Source organism: Flavobacterium anhuiense, from assembly GCF_050990855.1.
Taxonomy (GTDB): domain Bacteria; phylum Bacteroidota; class Bacteroidia; order Flavobacteriales; family Flavobacteriaceae; genus Flavobacterium; species Flavobacterium anhuiense_C.
In genome coordinates this window covers 1,092,238-1,108,004 of the sequence record NZ_CP158861.1, presented here as the reverse complement: position 1 = coordinate 1,108,004, position 15,767 = coordinate 1,092,238, and the positions used below count along the sequence as shown (strand labels likewise).

Annotated in this window: 17 protein-coding genes; 3 read left to right on the top strand and 14 right to left on the bottom strand. The window is 32.2% G+C overall.

Features of this window, described 5'->3' with window-relative positions; translation table 11 throughout:
* Positions 1–92: 92 nt before the first annotated feature.
* From ABTV69_RS05045 to ABTV69_RS04985, 13 genes are all read right to left on the bottom strand, one after another.
* The gene (locus ABTV69_RS05045) at positions 93–539 is read right to left on the bottom strand and encodes a GNAT family N-acetyltransferase (RefSeq protein WP_433834570.1); all 447 of its coding nucleotides are present in this window, start codon (positions 537–539) and stop codon (positions 93–95) included.
* A 651-nt stretch (positions 540–1,190) separates the two neighbouring features.
* Positions 1,191–2,051, bottom strand: a complete 861-nt coding sequence (atpG, locus tag ABTV69_RS05040) for an ATP synthase F1 subunit gamma (RefSeq protein ID WP_433834569.1) — start codon at positions 2,049–2,051, stop codon at positions 1,191–1,193.
* Between the two features lie 90 nt (positions 2,052–2,141).
* Positions 2,142–3,719 carry a F0F1 ATP synthase subunit alpha gene (gene atpA / locus ABTV69_RS05035; protein WP_111378768.1) on the bottom strand — a complete coding sequence of 526 codons (1,578 nt, stop codon included), beginning with the start codon at positions 3,717–3,719 and terminating at the stop codon, positions 2,142–2,144.
* 37 nt (positions 3,720–3,756) lie between these two features.
* Positions 3,757–4,290 (bottom strand): ATP synthase F1 subunit delta, encoded by a 534-nt coding sequence (atpH, locus tag ABTV69_RS05030; protein WP_433834568.1) that lies wholly within the window; start codon positions 4,288–4,290, stop codon positions 3,757–3,759.
* A 4-nt stretch (positions 4,291–4,294) separates the two neighbouring features.
* Positions 4,295–4,795, bottom strand: coding sequence for a F0F1 ATP synthase subunit B (locus ABTV69_RS05025; protein WP_008465836.1), 501 nt, complete (start codon positions 4,793–4,795; stop codon positions 4,295–4,297).
* Positions 4,796–4,885: 90 nt separating this feature from the next.
* The gene (atpE, locus tag ABTV69_RS05020; RefSeq protein ID WP_008465835.1) at positions 4,886–5,083 is read right to left on the bottom strand and encodes an ATP synthase F0 subunit C; all 198 of its coding nucleotides are present in this window, start codon (positions 5,081–5,083) and stop codon (positions 4,886–4,888) included.
* A gap of 33 nt (positions 5,084–5,116) precedes the next feature.
* The gene (gene atpB / locus ABTV69_RS05015; protein WP_433834567.1) at positions 5,117–6,292 is read right to left on the bottom strand and encodes a F0F1 ATP synthase subunit A; all 1,176 of its coding nucleotides are present in this window, start codon (positions 6,290–6,292) and stop codon (positions 5,117–5,119) included.
* Positions 6,293–6,410: 118 nt separating this feature from the next.
* Entirely contained in the window at positions 6,411–6,803 is a 393-nt protein-coding gene (locus ABTV69_RS05010; RefSeq protein WP_433834566.1) for a hypothetical protein, read from the bottom strand.
* Positions 6,804–6,854: 51 nt separating this feature from the next.
* Entirely contained in the window at positions 6,855–7,082 is a 228-nt protein-coding gene (locus ABTV69_RS05005) for an AtpZ/AtpI family protein (protein WP_433834565.1), read from the bottom strand.
* Complete coding sequence (locus tag ABTV69_RS05000) at positions 7,060–7,461, bottom strand: bactofilin family protein (protein WP_433834564.1); 402 nt, start codon at positions 7,459–7,461, stop codon at positions 7,060–7,062. Before ABTV69_RS05000 ends, ABTV69_RS05005 begins: the two co-directional genes overlap by 23 nt.
* 12 nt (positions 7,462–7,473) lie before the next feature.
* The gene (locus ABTV69_RS04995; RefSeq protein ID WP_433834563.1) at positions 7,474–10,002 is read right to left on the bottom strand and encodes a tetratricopeptide repeat protein; all 2,529 of its coding nucleotides are present in this window, start codon (positions 10,000–10,002) and stop codon (positions 7,474–7,476) included.
* Positions 10,003–10,176: 174 nt separating this feature from the next.
* Complete coding sequence (locus ABTV69_RS04990; RefSeq protein ID WP_433834562.1) at positions 10,177–10,872, bottom strand: ABC transporter ATP-binding protein; 696 nt, start codon at positions 10,870–10,872, stop codon at positions 10,177–10,179.
* A 45-nt stretch (positions 10,873–10,917) separates the two neighbouring features.
* The gene (locus tag ABTV69_RS04985; protein WP_433834561.1) at positions 10,918–12,378 is read right to left on the bottom strand and encodes a DUF5687 family protein; all 1,461 of its coding nucleotides are present in this window, start codon (positions 12,376–12,378) and stop codon (positions 10,918–10,920) included.
* A 128-nt stretch (positions 12,379–12,506) separates the two neighbouring features.
* Between ABTV69_RS04985 and ABTV69_RS04980 the strand changes: the two genes are divergently transcribed.
* From ABTV69_RS04980 to ABTV69_RS04970, 3 genes are all read left to right on the top strand, one after another.
* Positions 12,507–13,559 (top strand): 2Fe-2S iron-sulfur cluster-binding protein, encoded by a 1,053-nt coding sequence (locus ABTV69_RS04980; RefSeq protein ID WP_433834560.1) that lies wholly within the window; start codon positions 12,507–12,509, stop codon positions 13,557–13,559.
* 262 nt (positions 13,560–13,821) lie between these two features.
* Positions 13,822–14,217, top strand: coding sequence for a hypothetical protein (locus ABTV69_RS04975; protein ID WP_433834559.1), 396 nt, complete (start codon positions 13,822–13,824; stop codon positions 14,215–14,217).
* A 60-nt stretch (positions 14,218–14,277) separates the two neighbouring features.
* Positions 14,278–14,586: a hypothetical protein gene (locus ABTV69_RS04970; RefSeq protein ID WP_433834558.1), complete on the top strand. Its 309-nt coding sequence runs from the start codon at positions 14,278–14,280 to the stop codon at positions 14,584–14,586.
* 132 nt (positions 14,587–14,718) lie between these two features.
* Here ABTV69_RS04970 and ABTV69_RS04965 read toward each other — a convergent pair whose 3' ends face one another.
* Positions 14,719–15,726, bottom strand: a complete 1,008-nt coding sequence (locus tag ABTV69_RS04965; RefSeq protein WP_433834557.1) for a glycosyltransferase family 9 protein — start codon at positions 15,724–15,726, stop codon at positions 14,719–14,721.
* Positions 15,727–15,767 lie beyond the last annotated feature (41 nt).

The following is a 15,767-nucleotide window of genomic DNA, read 5'->3' as shown; positions in this document are numbered from 1 at the left end:
ATAATCCTAATAATGTTTGTAAGACAAAAATAACCATTTCTTTTGTTTAATGGTGTTTTTGTTGATGCAATAAAAAAAACTTCTAACTGTTTTTAAACAGTTAATTTCTTTTCGTCCAAAATTTTGACAAAATGAAATCCTTTTGGTGTATAACCTTGATTGTAATAAAATCGATGCGCACCAAAATTTCCAGTAAATGCGTCTAAAACGATACTGCTGCAATGCAACTCGATCGCTTTCTTCTCAACATAATCTGTAAGCATTTTTCCTATTCCTTTAGATCGATATTCTGGATTAACAACAAAATTGTCGATCTCTAAATATTTTCCTGTCCAAAGTTTTGTTGCCGACCAACAACCGGTCAATCCAAGACAATTATCACCTTCAAAAACTGCAATTTGAATATAATTATGCGGAAGCATTTCAGAAAGAAATGATCGATATTTTTCTAAAGTTATATTTGGATATAAAAATTGAATTGTACTGATTTGAGCTTCCATTTCATCAATGGTAGTAAGCGCTCGTATTTGTAAAGCCATCGTTTTAAAGAAATAGGTTTCAAAAATACTTAAAATATACAGTAAGTAAACTTTTTAGCACTTGAAAATATTTTAACAAAAAAAAGAGGAATTATTGTACAAACTATTTATAAAATACTTATCTTTAGAGCATTATAAAGTGTTTTTTTAACAAAACATGTGAAATATATAAAATTAAGTTAAAAATTATGTAACATTTTTTTTACAGACTTGAATTAAATTTGTTTCACAGGGAATGAGAAAGCTATTACAACCCTTTAAAAAAAGAAGCACTGGGACTGATAAAGCTTGTTTGTTCCCATAAAAGACAAAGCATAAGGGATTGATTCAGCTGTAGTAACCCTTTAAAAACAGAGCACTGGGACTAATAAAGCTTGTTTGTTCCCATAAAAGACAAAGCACAGGGATTGATTCTGCTGAAATGTAACCCTTTAAAAAACAGAGCATTGGGACTAATAAAGCTAGTTTGTTCCCATGAAAGACAAAGCACGCAGAGTTATCTGTCTATTTTTATAAAATGGTAGTGATTCTCAACTTAATTATAATTTGAGAATCACCATTTTATAAAAATATTTTTAAAAAAGAATAAAACTTCCAATAAAAAGAAAAGCCAGCAATTTGCTGGCTTTCTTTTATTTATTATCGAATAGCTTATCCATTCAAAGCTTCTGCTCCACCAACAATTTCCAAAATTTCACTTGTAATCGCAGCTTGACGCGCTTTGTTATAAGTTAATTTCAATTGGTTTCTTAAAGCAGTTGCATTATCTGTAGCTTTGTGCATTGCAGTCATACGCGCTCCATGTTCAGAAGCAAATGAATCACGAATACCTTTGTACAATTGTGTTTTTAAAGACTTAGGAATTAAAGCCAAAACAATTTCTTCTTTTCCCGGTTCAAAAATATAGTCTCCAGAAACTGCAGCAGCATCAGTACTAATAGGCGCCAACGGTAAAAACTGCTCTACTTGAACAATTTGAGTCGCAGCATTTTTAAACTGATTGTATACTAATTCAATTCTATCGTATTCTCCAGTTAAAAACTTTTGTGTTAAATCATCTGCAATTCCAGCAACATTTTCAAATGTCAAATGATCAAAAATTGCATTATGATGACCATGGATTTTATGCGTTTTGATTAAAGCGTCGCCACCTTTTTTACCAATAGCAAAAACATCAACTTGCTTTCCAGCATAAAAATCAGTACGATTTTTAATCTCTTTAATAATATTTGAATTGAAAGCACCACATAAACCTCTGTTTGAAGTTACAGCTACTAACAATACTTTTTTTACTTCACGTTGTGTAGTGTAATCCCCTCCTATTTCACCTTCTAGTGTAGCAGAAAGATCTTGCAATAACTCCGTTAATTTCTCGGCATAAGGACGCATTGCAGTGATTGCATCTTGTGCTTTCTTCAGCTTTGCAGCAGAAACCATTTTCATAGCCGATGTAATCTGCATCGTCGATGAAACGGAAGTAATTCTATTACGGATTTCCTTTAAATTTGCCATCTATTAATTAGAAAATGCGACAATTTTAAAATTAGATAATTAGAATAATGATCAAACATCTTCTAATTATCTAATTTACCAATTATCTAATTAGTTATATTTTGCTGAAACTTCTTTAGCTGCTTTTTCGATTACGTCTGTAATAGCGTCATCTAATTTACCAGCTTTCAAAGCATTTAATGTATCTTTATGTTTGCTATTTAAGTAAGCTAAGAAATCTGCTTCGAATTCTTTTACTTTATTAACAGGAACATTTCTTAATAAATTTTTAGAACCTGCGTAGATAATAGCTACTTGGTTTTCAACTGTATAAGGATCATTTAAACCTTGTTTCAAGATCTCAACGTTTCTTTTACCTTTTTCAATTACGTTCAATGTAACAGAATCTAAATCAGAACCAAATTTAGCGAAAGCTTCTAATTCACGGAATTGAGCTTGATCTAATTTTAAAGTTCCAGAAACTTTTTTCATTGATTTAATTTGAGCATTACCTCCAACACGAGATACAGAGATACCTACGTTAATTGCAGGACGAACCCCAGAGTTGAACAAATCTCCATCAAGGAAAATCTGACCATCTGTAATAGAGATTACGTTTGTTGGAATATATGCAGAAACGTCACCAGCTTGAGTTTCGATAATTGGTAAAGCAGTCAATGAACCACCACCTTTTACGATAGACTTAATAGAATCTGGTAAATCGTTCATGTTTTTAGCGATACCATCATCAGCGATTACTTTACAAGCACGCTCTAATAAACGAGAGTGTAAGTAGAAAACGTCTCCAGGGTAAGCCTCACGTCCCGGTGGTCTTCTTAATAAAAGAGAAACCTCACGGTAAGCAACAGCTTGTTTAGATAAATCATCATAAACGATAAGAGCTGGACGCCCAGAATCTCTGAAGTACTCTCCAATTGCAGCACCAGCGAATGGAGCGTAAACTTGCATTGGAGCTGGATCAGAAGCATTAGCAGCAACGATAACTGTATAAGCCATTGCTCCTTTTTCTTCTAACATTTTTGCAATTCCTGCTACAGTTGAAGCTTTTTGTCCAATTGCAACATATATACAGAATACAGGTTTTCCTGCATCGTAAAATTCTTTTTGGTTTAAGATTGTATCGATACAAACAGTTGATTTACCTGTTTGACGGTCACCAATAACAAGCTCACGTTGTCCACGACCAACTGGGATCATAGCATCAACCGCTTTTACACCTGTTTGTAATGGCTCAGTTACTGGCTGACGGAAGATAACACCAGGTGCTTTTCTTTCTAAAGGCATTTCGTATAAATCTCCACCGATTGGCCCTTTTCCATCAATTGGAAAACCAAGAGTGTTAACAACACGACCTACCATTTGCTCACCAACTTTAAGAGAAGCAATACGTTGAGTTCTTTTTGCTGTAGATCCTTCTTTAATTCCTGTTGATGGTCCTAATAATACAACCCCAACATTATCCTCCTCAAGATTCAATACGATACCTTCCATACCGTTATCAAATTCCACTAACTCTCCATATTGTACATTAGATAGCCCGTAAACACGAGCAATACCGTCTCCAACTTGAAGTACTGATCCTACTTCCTCTAGCGTAGCACCAGATTCAAAACCTTCTACTTGCTTTCTTAATATTGCTGAAATTTCAGCAGGTTTGATTTCCGCCATCTTAATTTATAATTTAGACACTTTTTGTGTTATAAAACTAATTACTTAACTCTCTTTTTAATACTTGTAATCTGTAAGCAACTGAAGCGTTGTACTGATCATCTCCTATTCTCAAAATAAATCCACCAATAATTGAAGGATCTACTATATTTTCAATTGTAATTTTCTTATCTGATAAAGTTGCAACTTTTGCTAAAACTTTTGCTTCTAAAGCAGCATCCATTGGAATTGCCGTTGTAACTTTCGCTACTTGAACGCCATTATTTTCATCAAATAATTTATTGTATTCTAATGCAATCGCATCTAGAATTTCAAATCTTTTGTTTTCAAATAATAAACGGAACAAACCTTTTGTTACTCCATTTACATTAGCGAAAACTTCTAAAAGAGCACCTTCTTTAACTTCAACAGTTGTTGTTGGGTTTTGAATAAATGTACTCAATTCTTGATTCGTCTCAATTGCGTTTGCAATTGACTTCATATCGTTATTGACAGCTTCGGCAACACCTTTAGAGTTTGCTAAGTCTAGAATTGCTTTTGCATAACGAATTGCTGCTCTTGTACTTGCCATAATCTTAGTTTAACTTTACGTCACCTAACATTTTCTCAACCAATTTAGTCTGAGATTCTTTGTTAGATAATTCTTCTTTCAATAATTTTTCTGCAATACTCAATGATAAAGAAGAAACTTGAGATTTCAATTCTGCCATTGCAGCATTCTTTTCGCTTTCGATAGCTGCTTTAGCTTGATCAATCATTTTTTGACCAGCTTCTTGCGCTTCGTTTTTAGAATCAGCAATCATTTTCTCTTTCATTTCGCGAGCTTCTTTCAACATCGCGTCACGTTCTGCACGAGCTTCATTCAAAATTCTTTGATTGTCAGCTTGTAAGTTTTCCATTTCTCTCTTTGCGTTTTCAGCAGAAAGCAATGCATTTTTAATACCTTCTTCTCTTGCAGTAATAGATTCCATAATTGGTTTCCAAGCAAATTTTACTAAAAGCAAAATTAATATTACCAAGATTAAAGCCTGCCAGAAGAATAATCCGAATGAAAAATCGTTAATTAACTTATCCATTTTATATAACTATATTAAATATTTAATTTCTTTTTTAAAAGTAACAACATCTTTAACCAACCGTTAAAGATGCTGTTATTTCTCTCTTTATTATTTTCCTAAGATTAAAGCAGCAAATGCTAAACCTTCTAATAAAGCCGCGATAATAATCATCGCAGTTTGAATTTTACCAGCAGCTTCTGGCTGACGAGCAATAGCGTCCATAGCAGATCCACCGATTTTACCTAAACCTAAACCTGCACCGATTACTACTAAACCAGCACCTACTAAAGTTGGAATTGTTCCCATAACTATTTATATATATAAAATTAAACTTCTAAATTAAATAATTGCTGTTTCATCTTCGTGGTGGTGAGCATGATCATGATCTTGAACTGCCATACCAATAAACAATGATGATAACATTGTAAAAATGAACGCTTGCAAAAACGCAACTAAAATTTCAATAACAGAGATGAACAATGTCAATCCTAATGAAATTGGTAAATCTGCTGCTAAGTTTTTACCAACGAAAATCATTCCGATCAAACTCATAATTACTACGTGACCTGCAGTAATGTTTGCGTACAAACGAATTAATAATGCGAATGGTTTTGTTAATGTTCCTAAAACCTCAATTGGAGCTAAGATGATTTTCATCGGAACTGGTACTCCTGGCATCCAGAAGATGTGTCCCCAATAATCTTTGTTTGCACTAAATTGAGTGATGATAAATGTAAAGGCCGCTAAACAAACTGTGATAGCAATGTTTCCTGTAACGTTGATTCCTAGTGGAGTCATTCCTAATAAGTTCAAAATCCAAACAAAGAAAAACACAGTTAATAGGTACCCCATATATTTACGGTATTTTTTCTCTCCAATATTTGGAACAGCAATCTCATCTCTAATGAAAATTACAAGTGGCTCTAAAACTCTACCAAATCCTGTTGGGATTGGTCCTTTTTTATATGATTTTGCTAAACCAGTAAACATAAAGAATAATAGTACTGATACGAATAGCATTGAAACTACATTTTTTGTAATTGAAAAATCTAATGGCTTTTCATTTTCTGGATGACCGTGCTCATTAAATGTAACTGTTCCGGCTGCATCTGTTTTGTAAATTTTACCGTGAACTAATTTGTAGAAATTTCCATCAACTTCTGCAACTGTTTCTCCGAAGTGGAATTTTGAAGAAGAGAAAACTTTTAAACCTCCATCAATTAAAATAACTGGTAATGGAAAACCGTAGTGTTTATTTTCTTTTTCATCTTGAAAGAAAACAAAATCATGAGAATCTTGTAAGTGGTGATCAATAAATGCATCCACTTTTGCCTTCGGATCTAGAGCAACATGCTCTCCCTCTTCGTGAGCATTATGTGAAACTACTTTCTCTTCGTGAGTCGTTTCAGTTTGAACATGCGTCGAATCATTCTCTTGATTTGCAAAACCCATAATAGGTAGAGAAGCTACAAAAGCTGCAAGAATAAAGCTGAGTGGTTTGTTTGAAATCACCATATCGTGGAAAATCTTATTTTTTTACGTTTCTAAAATTTGGTGCAAAGGTACATTTTTTATTAATATTCAAAAGGATATGAAAAATTATTTTTAAACCTTGTTTTAAAGAATTGTTATTTTAACGCTTTTCATTTAATAATCGGACAGTTAAAAGCGTCTGAAATAACAAAAACAGCACAAATGTTACAAAAAAACTAATTTTTTCAACAGATGTTTCTCCAGTTTTATTTTTTAAGATCGGCTGAAGTGCTAAATAGGCGAATAACATTTGTGTAAAAGTTCCGAATAAAAATGCCATTCCGACAATTTCAAAATTCTTCTTTTTTACTACTAATAATATAAGGTATAATAAAGACGAAATCCCGAAGAAAGAAAAATACAGTACTTCTAAACTATAATGAAAATTCTCCGTACTAATTTCGCTAAAGAAAAAAACGCATTTATGGATAATATAAGTCCCTAAAGCCAGACCAAACAAATAAAAAAACGGTTTGTAATTTTTTGAAAGCATTTGAAATATTTTTTGTGCAAAGATGCAACTTTTATCTCAAGACATTTTTAACTACTTTGTTTTATTGATATCATTTACTTGTCGAATTACATTATACAATGCAACGCCAACACCGGCTAATACAAAAATGGTATTATAATATACTTTTGAGCTTGGATGATTCTCATCGAGCCAAGTTCCGAAATAGGAGAATACAAAAATGATCACTCCCATTTGAAAAGGAATATTAATAAATGCTAGCCATTTATTTCTCCTATTATTGTTCGGCTCCTTTTCCATCTTCTAACATTATTACGGTATTTGAATGGGCAAGCATTGTACAGGTTGCTGTGAAGTCAGCACCTGGCTCTATCGAAAGTTTTCCTACTGCTACTTCGCCGTGTATTTGAGCAGTTGATTTAATATTAAGGGTTTCAAGAACTTTTATTTTTCCATGAAATTCTCCTTCAATATCTGCATTATTACAAATAATTTCTCCTTTGACAGCTCCTTTCGCCCCAATCACAATTTTGCCTTGCGAAGTAAAATTTCCGATCAATTCGCCGTCTAATCTAAAATCGGCTTTCGAGACGATATCTCCTACTATTGATGTTCCTTCAACAATTCTATTGGTTTTTCCTAATTGTTCAGTTCCGTTCTTTTTTACTTTTTCAAACATGGCGGTTAAGATTTAAGGGGTTTTGGGGGCAATGTATGCGTCTAGATTCTTTTTAATCTGGACGATTTTGTAATTATCATTTGATATTATGATTGCTTGATCTGGGATTTTATATTTCTTATCTTCTCTAAAAACTCCTGCAATATCATTTGCATAAGCCTCAGATTTTAAACCATGAATAACTACAAAACTTTCTGTTTTATTGTATTTATCCAAAGAAGTTGTCAATCTTTCGTAATTTTCAACTAACAAAAATACCCTTATTGCTTCTTCTATTCTTTTAACTGCTTTTGTATCATTATTAGCCACACGGTAGACTATTTTCCAATTTTTTGTGTCAGTTGTAGTAAAGTTAAGTTTCTCCAAGACAGGAACTTGTTTTTCTAGAATTTCTCTTGCATTTCGTCCTTCCTCACTATTCGGATAATTATCTGCTACATTTTCAAGTCCTTTTTTATAGGCTTCTAAACCAAATACTTTTCCTAAAACATTGGCTTTTAGTAATTCGTATTTCGAAACAATATCATCTCCAGAATATTGATTAATTAAATTGTCAATATTTGCTAAAACTTCATCAAAATGTTCTTGTTCAAAAAGCTTATACCATTTTTGGTATTCTTTATCTGGACTCGAATTTGAATCGTCTTCTTTATTGTTTATAATATGAGCATATCTCGAATCTGGATATTTCGAAGAAATCTCTGCTTTTATCGCTTCTGCTTTTGCAGGATTTGTAATCTGATAAATCTTATACAAATTATACATTGATGGCAACACTAGTTTTTCTTCAGGATTATTTTGAAGTAATTGTTCTAGCTTGTCACTTGCCAAATTATATTCTTTAAACTTCTCCTTATATATAAGTCCTAATTGATAGTATGAAAAATTACGTTCTTTACCAATACTATCCATAGCTGTTTGAGAAGTAGGCAGTTGTTGCACATAATAAGCTACAGTATATTTTTCTGGTACAATTGTATCATTCAACGCATTGGCAACTTCTTTAGCAGCGATCGTATCATTCATAGCATCATTGTTAGCTCCTCTAATTCCTGATAATCTCCAATTTCCTGCCATCGTTCTGCTACCCCACATTTTTTTGAACTGGAGTTTTCCGTAAGCCACAGTTGTCGGATTATAAAAATAAAATGTACTTGCGTTATCGTTTGCACCGGGAGGCATTGGAACGCCTTCTTGTTCTATTGGTTTACCCAAAGATTGCGGATTTACAGCTCCATTACCCGGAATTTCTGCTTGAGAGTTTCGATCGATATTGGCCAATCGTTCTTTTTCTTTTTCTTCAAAAAGTCTTTTGGCTTCATCTTTCTTTTTTAGTTCGGAAATATAATTTTCGAAATAATCTTTCTTTTCATTTGGCGGCAGATTGTATATTTTTATAATACTATCATTGCGTTTTGCAATAGCTTCGTATTTAATTACGTCGTCAAGGTTTTTTCTGTTTTTTTCTATAAAAGCAAATTCTCTGGTTTTAGGATCCAATTTTACCAAAGTACTATCATAATATTTTGCGGCCATCGAATAATCTGTATTTTTAAAATACATATTTCCAATATTTCTATAAGCAGATGCCATTAAATATGGATCTTTAGATTTTCTTCCTAAAGACTTGTTATAAAAAAGCAAAGCATTTTCCTGATCTTTATTTTTATCAAAGAAAACTCCCATTTCATAAAACAACAGATCATAATAAGGACGGTTTTCTCTATTTTCTACCAATTTATTGTATGCTTCAATAAACATATTTTTATCACCGTTTTCATAATCAAACATCTGTGCTTTTTTCGCGTAAGCATGCATCATGTACTTGCGATCTGCTTTTCTGTTTAAATCAATAACAGCATTATAAAAATATATAGCACTATCACGCTGGTTTTCTGCCTGATACATCTGGCCAAGAATAAAACGATATCTTGCGCGTTCTTCGTTGCTTTTTGTAAATTGTTCTGCAATTCTAAGCTTAGAAACGGCGCTGTCTTTTTCTTCCAAATTCAGATACGCTTCTGCCAAAAGAGCATTGGCATCTGCAAAAGTCTGTTTGTCCAGATCTGTTTTTTTAAGTAGAATTTTGATGTTCTTAAGAGCAATTGCATCATTACCTAAGCGCATATTGGTTTTCTCACGCCAGATTTTTGCAATATAAATATTATTGCTTTCGGGATATTTGTACAAAATATAATTGAATGCCTCAATTGCTGGAATAAAACGCTGATCATAATATCTTGCTTTTCCAAGCATAAGATAAGCTTCGTCAATCTGCCAGTTTCTTTCTCTTCCTCCAATATTCATAGAGTGTTTCTGGATGGCTTTTGTTGCTTTTGTTTCTGCTAATTCAAAATCAGGATTTTTAGCTTTTTCACCTTCAGAAAAATTTTCGTCAAACTGCATTTTTTCAATTGGCAATAGCTTCCAAAAATTATCTTCATTATTGGCTTGTATTGACTGTAAACCTTTTTCAAGCCCAATTCCTCCGTTATAAAGAATGTTATATTTTGTCCCAATCGAATGAGAACTTCGAGCCAAAAAAGTATTTTTTTTGGTAGAACAAGCTATCAAAAAGAATAAAAAAACGAGAGTAAAACTATATTTAAGAGTATTCTTTTTCAATAGAAAAGAGTTTAAAACAGATAACTACTAAAAATTAGATTTAGTATATTCACTTGTAAAAATACGCTTCTTTTTGAAATATAGAAATTCTTACACCGCAAAAAACAATTCTAGCTCTTGTAAGGTCTCTTTTGAGGTCTGAATATCCTTAACAATTTCACCTTTATTAAGAGCTACAATACGATCACAAACTTCTACAGTGTGCTGTAAATCATGGCTTGACACCAGAACAGTTACATTAGGATCGTCGGCCAATTCTTTAATAATTTTTTTTAACCGGCTCACTGTTGTTGGATCCAAATTGGCAAAAGGTTCGTCTAAAATTACGACTTCAGGATTACCAATTAGTGTTGCAATAATTCCTACTTTTTTCTGATTTCCTTTTGATAAATCTCGAAGGTATTTTTTGTTTTTTAAAATTTCACCGTTGAAAAACTCTTCATGTCTATTCAGCAATGCATCAATGTCTGCCTTATTTTGATGGCGTAAATCTCCGATAAAATAAAAATATTCCTCTGGAGTCAAATATCCGATAAGGAAATTTTCATCTAAAAATGATCCAGTAAAAGATTTCCATTTCTCGCTTGTATTTACTTGAATATCATGGCTTTTTATGTATCCTGTTGTTGGTTGAATAAGATCTAAAAGCAAACTAAAGAAAGTTGTTTTTCCTGCGCCGTTATTTCCGACCAGACCAAAACTTTGTCCTTTTGGAATTTCTAAATTATTGATGTTTAAAACAGTTGTTCCGTTATATATTTTTGAAAGCTGATGTACTTGTATCATTTTATTTTTAGTTTATAATTTTAGATTCATTTTCTAATTATCATATTAACCTTTTTGTTTGTAGGCACTTATCGTACTATACTTTTCTTTTTTATACCTTTTTTCTATTAATGAAAATACTTTTTCTTTAAAGATAAAACCTAACACTCCTGCTCCTGCAACCAAACTTAATGCTACGATTTTATCTGCAAAATGCAGTCCAAGCCAATACAATAAAGAAGGCAAAAATATTTTTGGCAATGACAACAGCATCGAATTTACATTAAATGCTTTTTTATCTCCAAATGCTCCTCCAGCATTACTTAAATCAATCGGTGTTTTGGTAAATGCCCCTCCTAAAAGAACTAAATGAGAATTAACTCCTATATTATAAATTGCACCTACTACAACAATCAGATAAGTTTCCCAACCATACAAAAGATAGAAGGAAGCAAGTAAAGTCGAAATAAAAGTTACAATAACAATAAGCCACCATTTTGCGGTAATATATCCCTTATATGGAATGTTCTGGGTCATCAACAATTGATAATACGAACTATCCCAGCTTGGTACAAATTGTCCAAAGACAAATAGAAATCCCCCCGAAACAAATATTCCAGCAAAAATTTGCATTGCAGGTGGCTGATGGGCGTTTCCGAAAAAAATCAATCCATAGAATAAAAATACGACACTCATTACTATAGTCGTTTTTGATCTTTTATTTCTCTTGATCAGTTTAATATCATTTTTAAGAAAAGTCCCCAAAGTGCCAAACTGGTTCAGCCAAGAGAGATTTTCTGTAGAAGCAATATCTTGTTTAACCGAAAGTCCTGCATCGAGATATAAGTTTTTTTCGAAATACTTAAAAGTAAAATAATGCAGTGTGATCAATACTAGAATCGGAATCAAAAACAATCCGTCTACCTCATAAAAGCTCTGAAAAAATGGAGTTGTAAATCGTGTTATATCAAATAATTGATAGTATTGAGCGCCTCCTAAAGCTATAATCACGATTAGAAAAAGAGCAAATAATTTGTCTACATTGCTTAAAACAATATTCAGAAAATTATTGATGTAAATAATAGACATCACGCCTAAATGCCAGAAAATAATCTGTATAACATCATATCCGTTTAGAATTAGGACAACAGTAAATGGAATAAAAAATAAAGCATGTATCCAATTAAAAAAAGATAAAATTGTTTTGCCCAACGAAAAGTGAACAATAGTAGTTTTTTTTAAAGGCAGAACCAGCAACGGCTTGATATTTAATACAGGAATTGACTGTAATAACAATCGAATCACTAAATCGGCTAGAAAATAATAAACCAGAAATTTGTTTAAAGTTACCAATGGTTCCAGCTTCATTTCTTTAAGCATATAAAAAGCACCAACTCCCATACCAATAAAAATTAATGAAAAATAGATCATTAAAAAACCTATTATAATTTTCATTGTCAGATTTTTACCGAAAGATGCTGACCGAATAAAGGCCTTCCATTCAAGATAAATAAACTTCTTAATCATGATTTACGGTTTTAATATTTTGTAGTAAGAGACCAAATGTAGGAAAACGTTACAAAAAAAAGTTAAAAAAAATAATTTCGTGCTAAAATTTTAATAGTGGTTTGCTACTTTTGCATAAAAATTCTATCATGCCTTCATTCTTAAAACTTATAATTAAAGAGGTTAAACGCGAAACTGCAGATGCAGTTTCTATTCTTTTTAATGTTCCTGAAGAACTAAAATCTGACTATAAATTTATAGCAGGCCAATATATAAATTTAAAACTAACTCTTGATAACCAAGAAATTAGACGTGCTTATTCTATTTGCTCTGCACCAGACAGCGGCGAATTAAGAATTGCTGTAAAAGCAGTTAAAAATGGTCTTTTTTCTCAATTTGCCAATACTACATTAAAAGCAGGAGATGTTCTTGAAGTAGGTCAGCCAGAAGGTAAATTTACTTTTGAACCAGATGCTGAAAGACAAAAAAACTACGCCGCATTTGCTGCAGGAAGCGGAATTACGCCAGTTCTTTCTATTATTAAATCGGTTTTAAAAAATGAGCCAAAAAGTTCATTTGTATTGGTTTACGGAAATAAAACTCCTGAAAGCACTATCTTTCACCAAGAGCTTCACGATTTACAATTGCAATATGTGGGCAGATTTTTTGTGCACAATGTATACAGCCAAGCAAAAGCTGAAAATGCCTTGTTTGGAAGAATTGAAAAATCGGCTGTGAATTTTGTTTTAAACAACAAGCACAAAGAATTAGAATTTGATAAATTCTACTTGTGCGGACCAGAAGAAATGATTAATACTGTTTCTAATGTATTGAAAGAGAAAAATGTAAAAGAATCTGCCATTAAATTTGAGCTTTTTACATCTTCTTCTGAAGAGCATGAAATTCAAGGTTCGCAAGAAGGGCATACAAAAATCACGGTTTTGGTAGACGACGAAGAGACTACTTTTGAAATGTCTAAAAAACAAACAATTCTTGATGCTGCTTTAAAACAAGGCGTTGATGCTCCGTATTCATGCCAAGGCGGAATCTGTAGCAGCTGTTTAGGACGTGTGACAAAAGGAAGCGCAGAAATGACTAAAAATTCTATTTTAACAGACAGCGAAATTGCTGAAGGTTTAATTTTAACTTGTCAGGCACATCCAACTTCAGAAACTATTTATGTAGATTACGACGATGTTTAGTCGTTAGAAATCTTAAATATAAAATTCCAAATTCCAATTTTACTGTTGGAATTTGGAATTTTTTTTGATTTTGATTTTTCATGAAATGATTTTCAATTTATAAATTCCTATAAAATGGATTTTATTTTTGAAAATTTATTGAAAATTGTGTCTAAAATTTACTATATTAGTAGTGCGTTCGTAAATAATACATTTGTGTCCTAAAGGATAGATTTTGTAAAACTACATTTAATTGTTAACACGTTTTAAAACAATTTAAATTATGGAAATGCATCACTACCTCCGCTTAACTTTTATTTTACTTTTTGTATTAACTTCTTTTGTTTGCATTTACTTCATAATCAAAAAAGGAAAAGATAGAAAAGGTCCTAAACTTCTTTCAAACGAAAAGTACAATTCCTCAATGACTGGCGGAATGACAGAAATATCAACTTCGGATAGTTTTTTTAATATTTGGCCTTACGTGAGTGAATTAAAAGCAGCTAAAATTTTATCTAAAAAAATCAAAGAATCGGATTTGGTACATAAAGTTTACCGAAATTCTACCGAAGATTTTGAACACATTTTATTAGCTACAGAAACAGAAAATCATTTTGTTAAAATTGTCGTAGACAAAAACAAAAAGAAAGTATTAGGTTATCTTTTTTTAAATATATAGAAACTATTCTTACAAAATAAAAAAATGATCATCTTTGTCAAAGTTTAAAATTTGGCAAAGATGAAGTCAATACGTGAAATATTTAAAAATAACCAATCGCTTTTGGAAGAACCAGAAGTTATTCAACTTATCGATTATTGCTCAGAATTACAAGATGAAATTGTGGAATTCAAATTTCAAAAAACTGACAATAAAGAACTTCCGTTAATAGACATGATCAAGGAAGTTATAAAAGGCTGTGAAGCCTTAGAAAAAGAACAAATGGAACATGAACGATTTGGATATGATGCCCCAAATTATCAAGAAACAATCTCAAATCTTAAAAATTACATTTACCGCAGATGCCGGGATGAGAAAATTTGGCTTTAGTGAAATTCCAATAAAAAAAAATCCAAATTCCAACTTTAAATTGGGATTTGGATTTCTTTATTTATAACTCTTTGTCAAAATTTTAAACTTTGACAAAGAGGGTATTCATTCTCCATTTTGGAATTTGGAATTTTAAATCAATTTATTGATTTTAGAAACCACATCTTCTGGAGAAATTGTTCTCATTGCATCTTCATATCCTTCTACAATTTTGTTTCCGTAAACAGAAGTTGGCAATTTCGGATATTGCTTTCTATCAGGAACTAAAGCATTTTCTAAATCTTGATTGAATGGTAAAAAGCCAGCAAAGGGATGCGTCGCTCCAAAAAGAGAAATTACCTTTACGCCAAGCATTGCAGCGATATGCGCATTTCCAGAATCCATAGAAAGCATTATATCCAGATTACTTATCAATTGCAATTCCTGCTGAAACTTAATTTTTCCAGCCATATTAATCACATTTTCAAGAGGTTCTGCGAGCTTGTCTAAAAGTTCAAGTTCGTTCTTTCCTCCGCCAAAAAGTAAAATTTTATTCGATGAATTGGCAGCCAATTTTTCAATTACTTCTTTCATCAAATCTAGAGGATAAACCTTAGAATCATATTGGGCAAAAGGTGCGATACCAATTAGCCTTTGGTAATTTTTTCCAATTAAATTGGTGATTTCTGCACTTAAAACTGCTTTTTCAGGAAATGTTGGATTAGACAAATCTAATGGAAAACCAAGTTCTTCAAACACTTTTGCGTGTCTTTCAAACATAGTTGGCAGCGGTTTGAAAATCTTATTTTCAGCTCTTGTTAATACTTTTTTACCTTGACGGCCTTTATCGACAGTTGCTCTTTTTTTTCCGCTTAAAGCGAAAAGCAAACTCACAACCTTAGATCTCAAAACATTATGAAGATCTGCAAAAGCATCGATTTTCAGTTTTTTTACATGACTGTATAAACGCAAAAGTCCAAGAAATCCTTTGTGTTTTTCTTTTTCATCAAAAGCAAAAAACTCCAAATTTGGAATTCCATCAAAAAAAGGTTTGAAAAATGGACGAGAAATAACGGTAAGTTTTACCTCTGGATATTGTTTTACAAAAGCGCGTAAAACAGGAACCGTCATGGCGACATCTCCCATTGCGGATAGTCTCATGACGGCTATATGCTTAATTTTGCTAGACAAGTCTGCCAAAT

What these genes read in the sequence shown, in the direction of transcription:
- ABTV69_RS05045 (WP_433834570.1), bottom strand. Translation starts at nt 539, where the DNA reads ATGGCTTTACAAATACGAGCGCTTACTACCATTGATGAAATGGAAGCT.
- atpG (WP_433834569.1), bottom strand. Translation starts at nt 2,051, where the DNA reads ATGGCAAATTTAAAGGAAATCCGTAATAGAATTACTTCCGTTTCATCG.
- atpA (WP_111378768.1), bottom strand. Translation starts at nt 3,719, where the DNA reads ATGGCGGAAATCAAACCTGCTGAAATTTCAGCAATATTAAGAAAGCAA.
- atpH (WP_433834568.1), bottom strand. Translation starts at nt 4,290, where the DNA reads ATGGCAAGTACAAGAGCAGCAATTCGTTATGCAAAAGCAATTCTAGAC.
- ABTV69_RS05025 (WP_008465836.1), bottom strand. Translation starts at nt 4,795, where the DNA reads ATGGATAAGTTAATTAACGATTTTTCATTCGGATTATTCTTCTGGCAG.
- atpE (WP_008465835.1), bottom strand. Translation starts at nt 5,083, where the DNA reads ATGGGAACAATTCCAACTTTAGTAGGTGCTGGTTTAGTAGTAATCGGT.
- atpB (WP_433834567.1), bottom strand. Translation starts at nt 6,292, where the DNA reads ATGGTGATTTCAAACAAACCACTCAGCTTTATTCTTGCAGCTTTTGTA.
- ABTV69_RS05010 (WP_433834566.1), bottom strand. Translation starts at nt 6,803, where the DNA reads ATGCTTTCAAAAAATTACAAACCGTTTTTTTATTTGTTTGGTCTGGCT.
- ABTV69_RS05005 (WP_433834565.1), bottom strand. Translation starts at nt 7,082, where the DNA reads ATGGAAAAGGAGCCGAACAATAATAGGAGAAATAAATGGCTAGCATTT.
- ABTV69_RS05000 (WP_433834564.1), bottom strand. Translation starts at nt 7,461, where the DNA reads ATGTTTGAAAAAGTAAAAAAGAACGGAACTGAACAATTAGGAAAAACC.
- ABTV69_RS04990 (WP_433834562.1), bottom strand. Translation starts at nt 10,872, where the DNA reads ATGATACAAGTACATCAGCTTTCAAAAATATATAACGGAACAACTGTT.
- ABTV69_RS04985 (WP_433834561.1), bottom strand. Translation starts at nt 12,378, where the DNA reads ATGATTAAGAAGTTTATTTATCTTGAATGGAAGGCCTTTATTCGGTCA.
- ABTV69_RS04980 (WP_433834560.1), top strand. Translation starts at nt 12,507, where the DNA reads ATGCCTTCATTCTTAAAACTTATAATTAAAGAGGTTAAACGCGAAACT.
- ABTV69_RS04975 (WP_433834559.1), top strand. Translation starts at nt 13,822, where the DNA reads ATGGAAATGCATCACTACCTCCGCTTAACTTTTATTTTACTTTTTGTA.
- ABTV69_RS04970 (WP_433834558.1), top strand. Translation starts at nt 14,278, where the DNA reads ATGAAGTCAATACGTGAAATATTTAAAAATAACCAATCGCTTTTGGAA.
- ABTV69_RS04965 (WP_433834557.1), bottom strand. Translation starts at nt 15,726, where the DNA reads ATGAGACTATCCGCAATGGGAGATGTCGCCATGACGGTTCCTGTTTTA.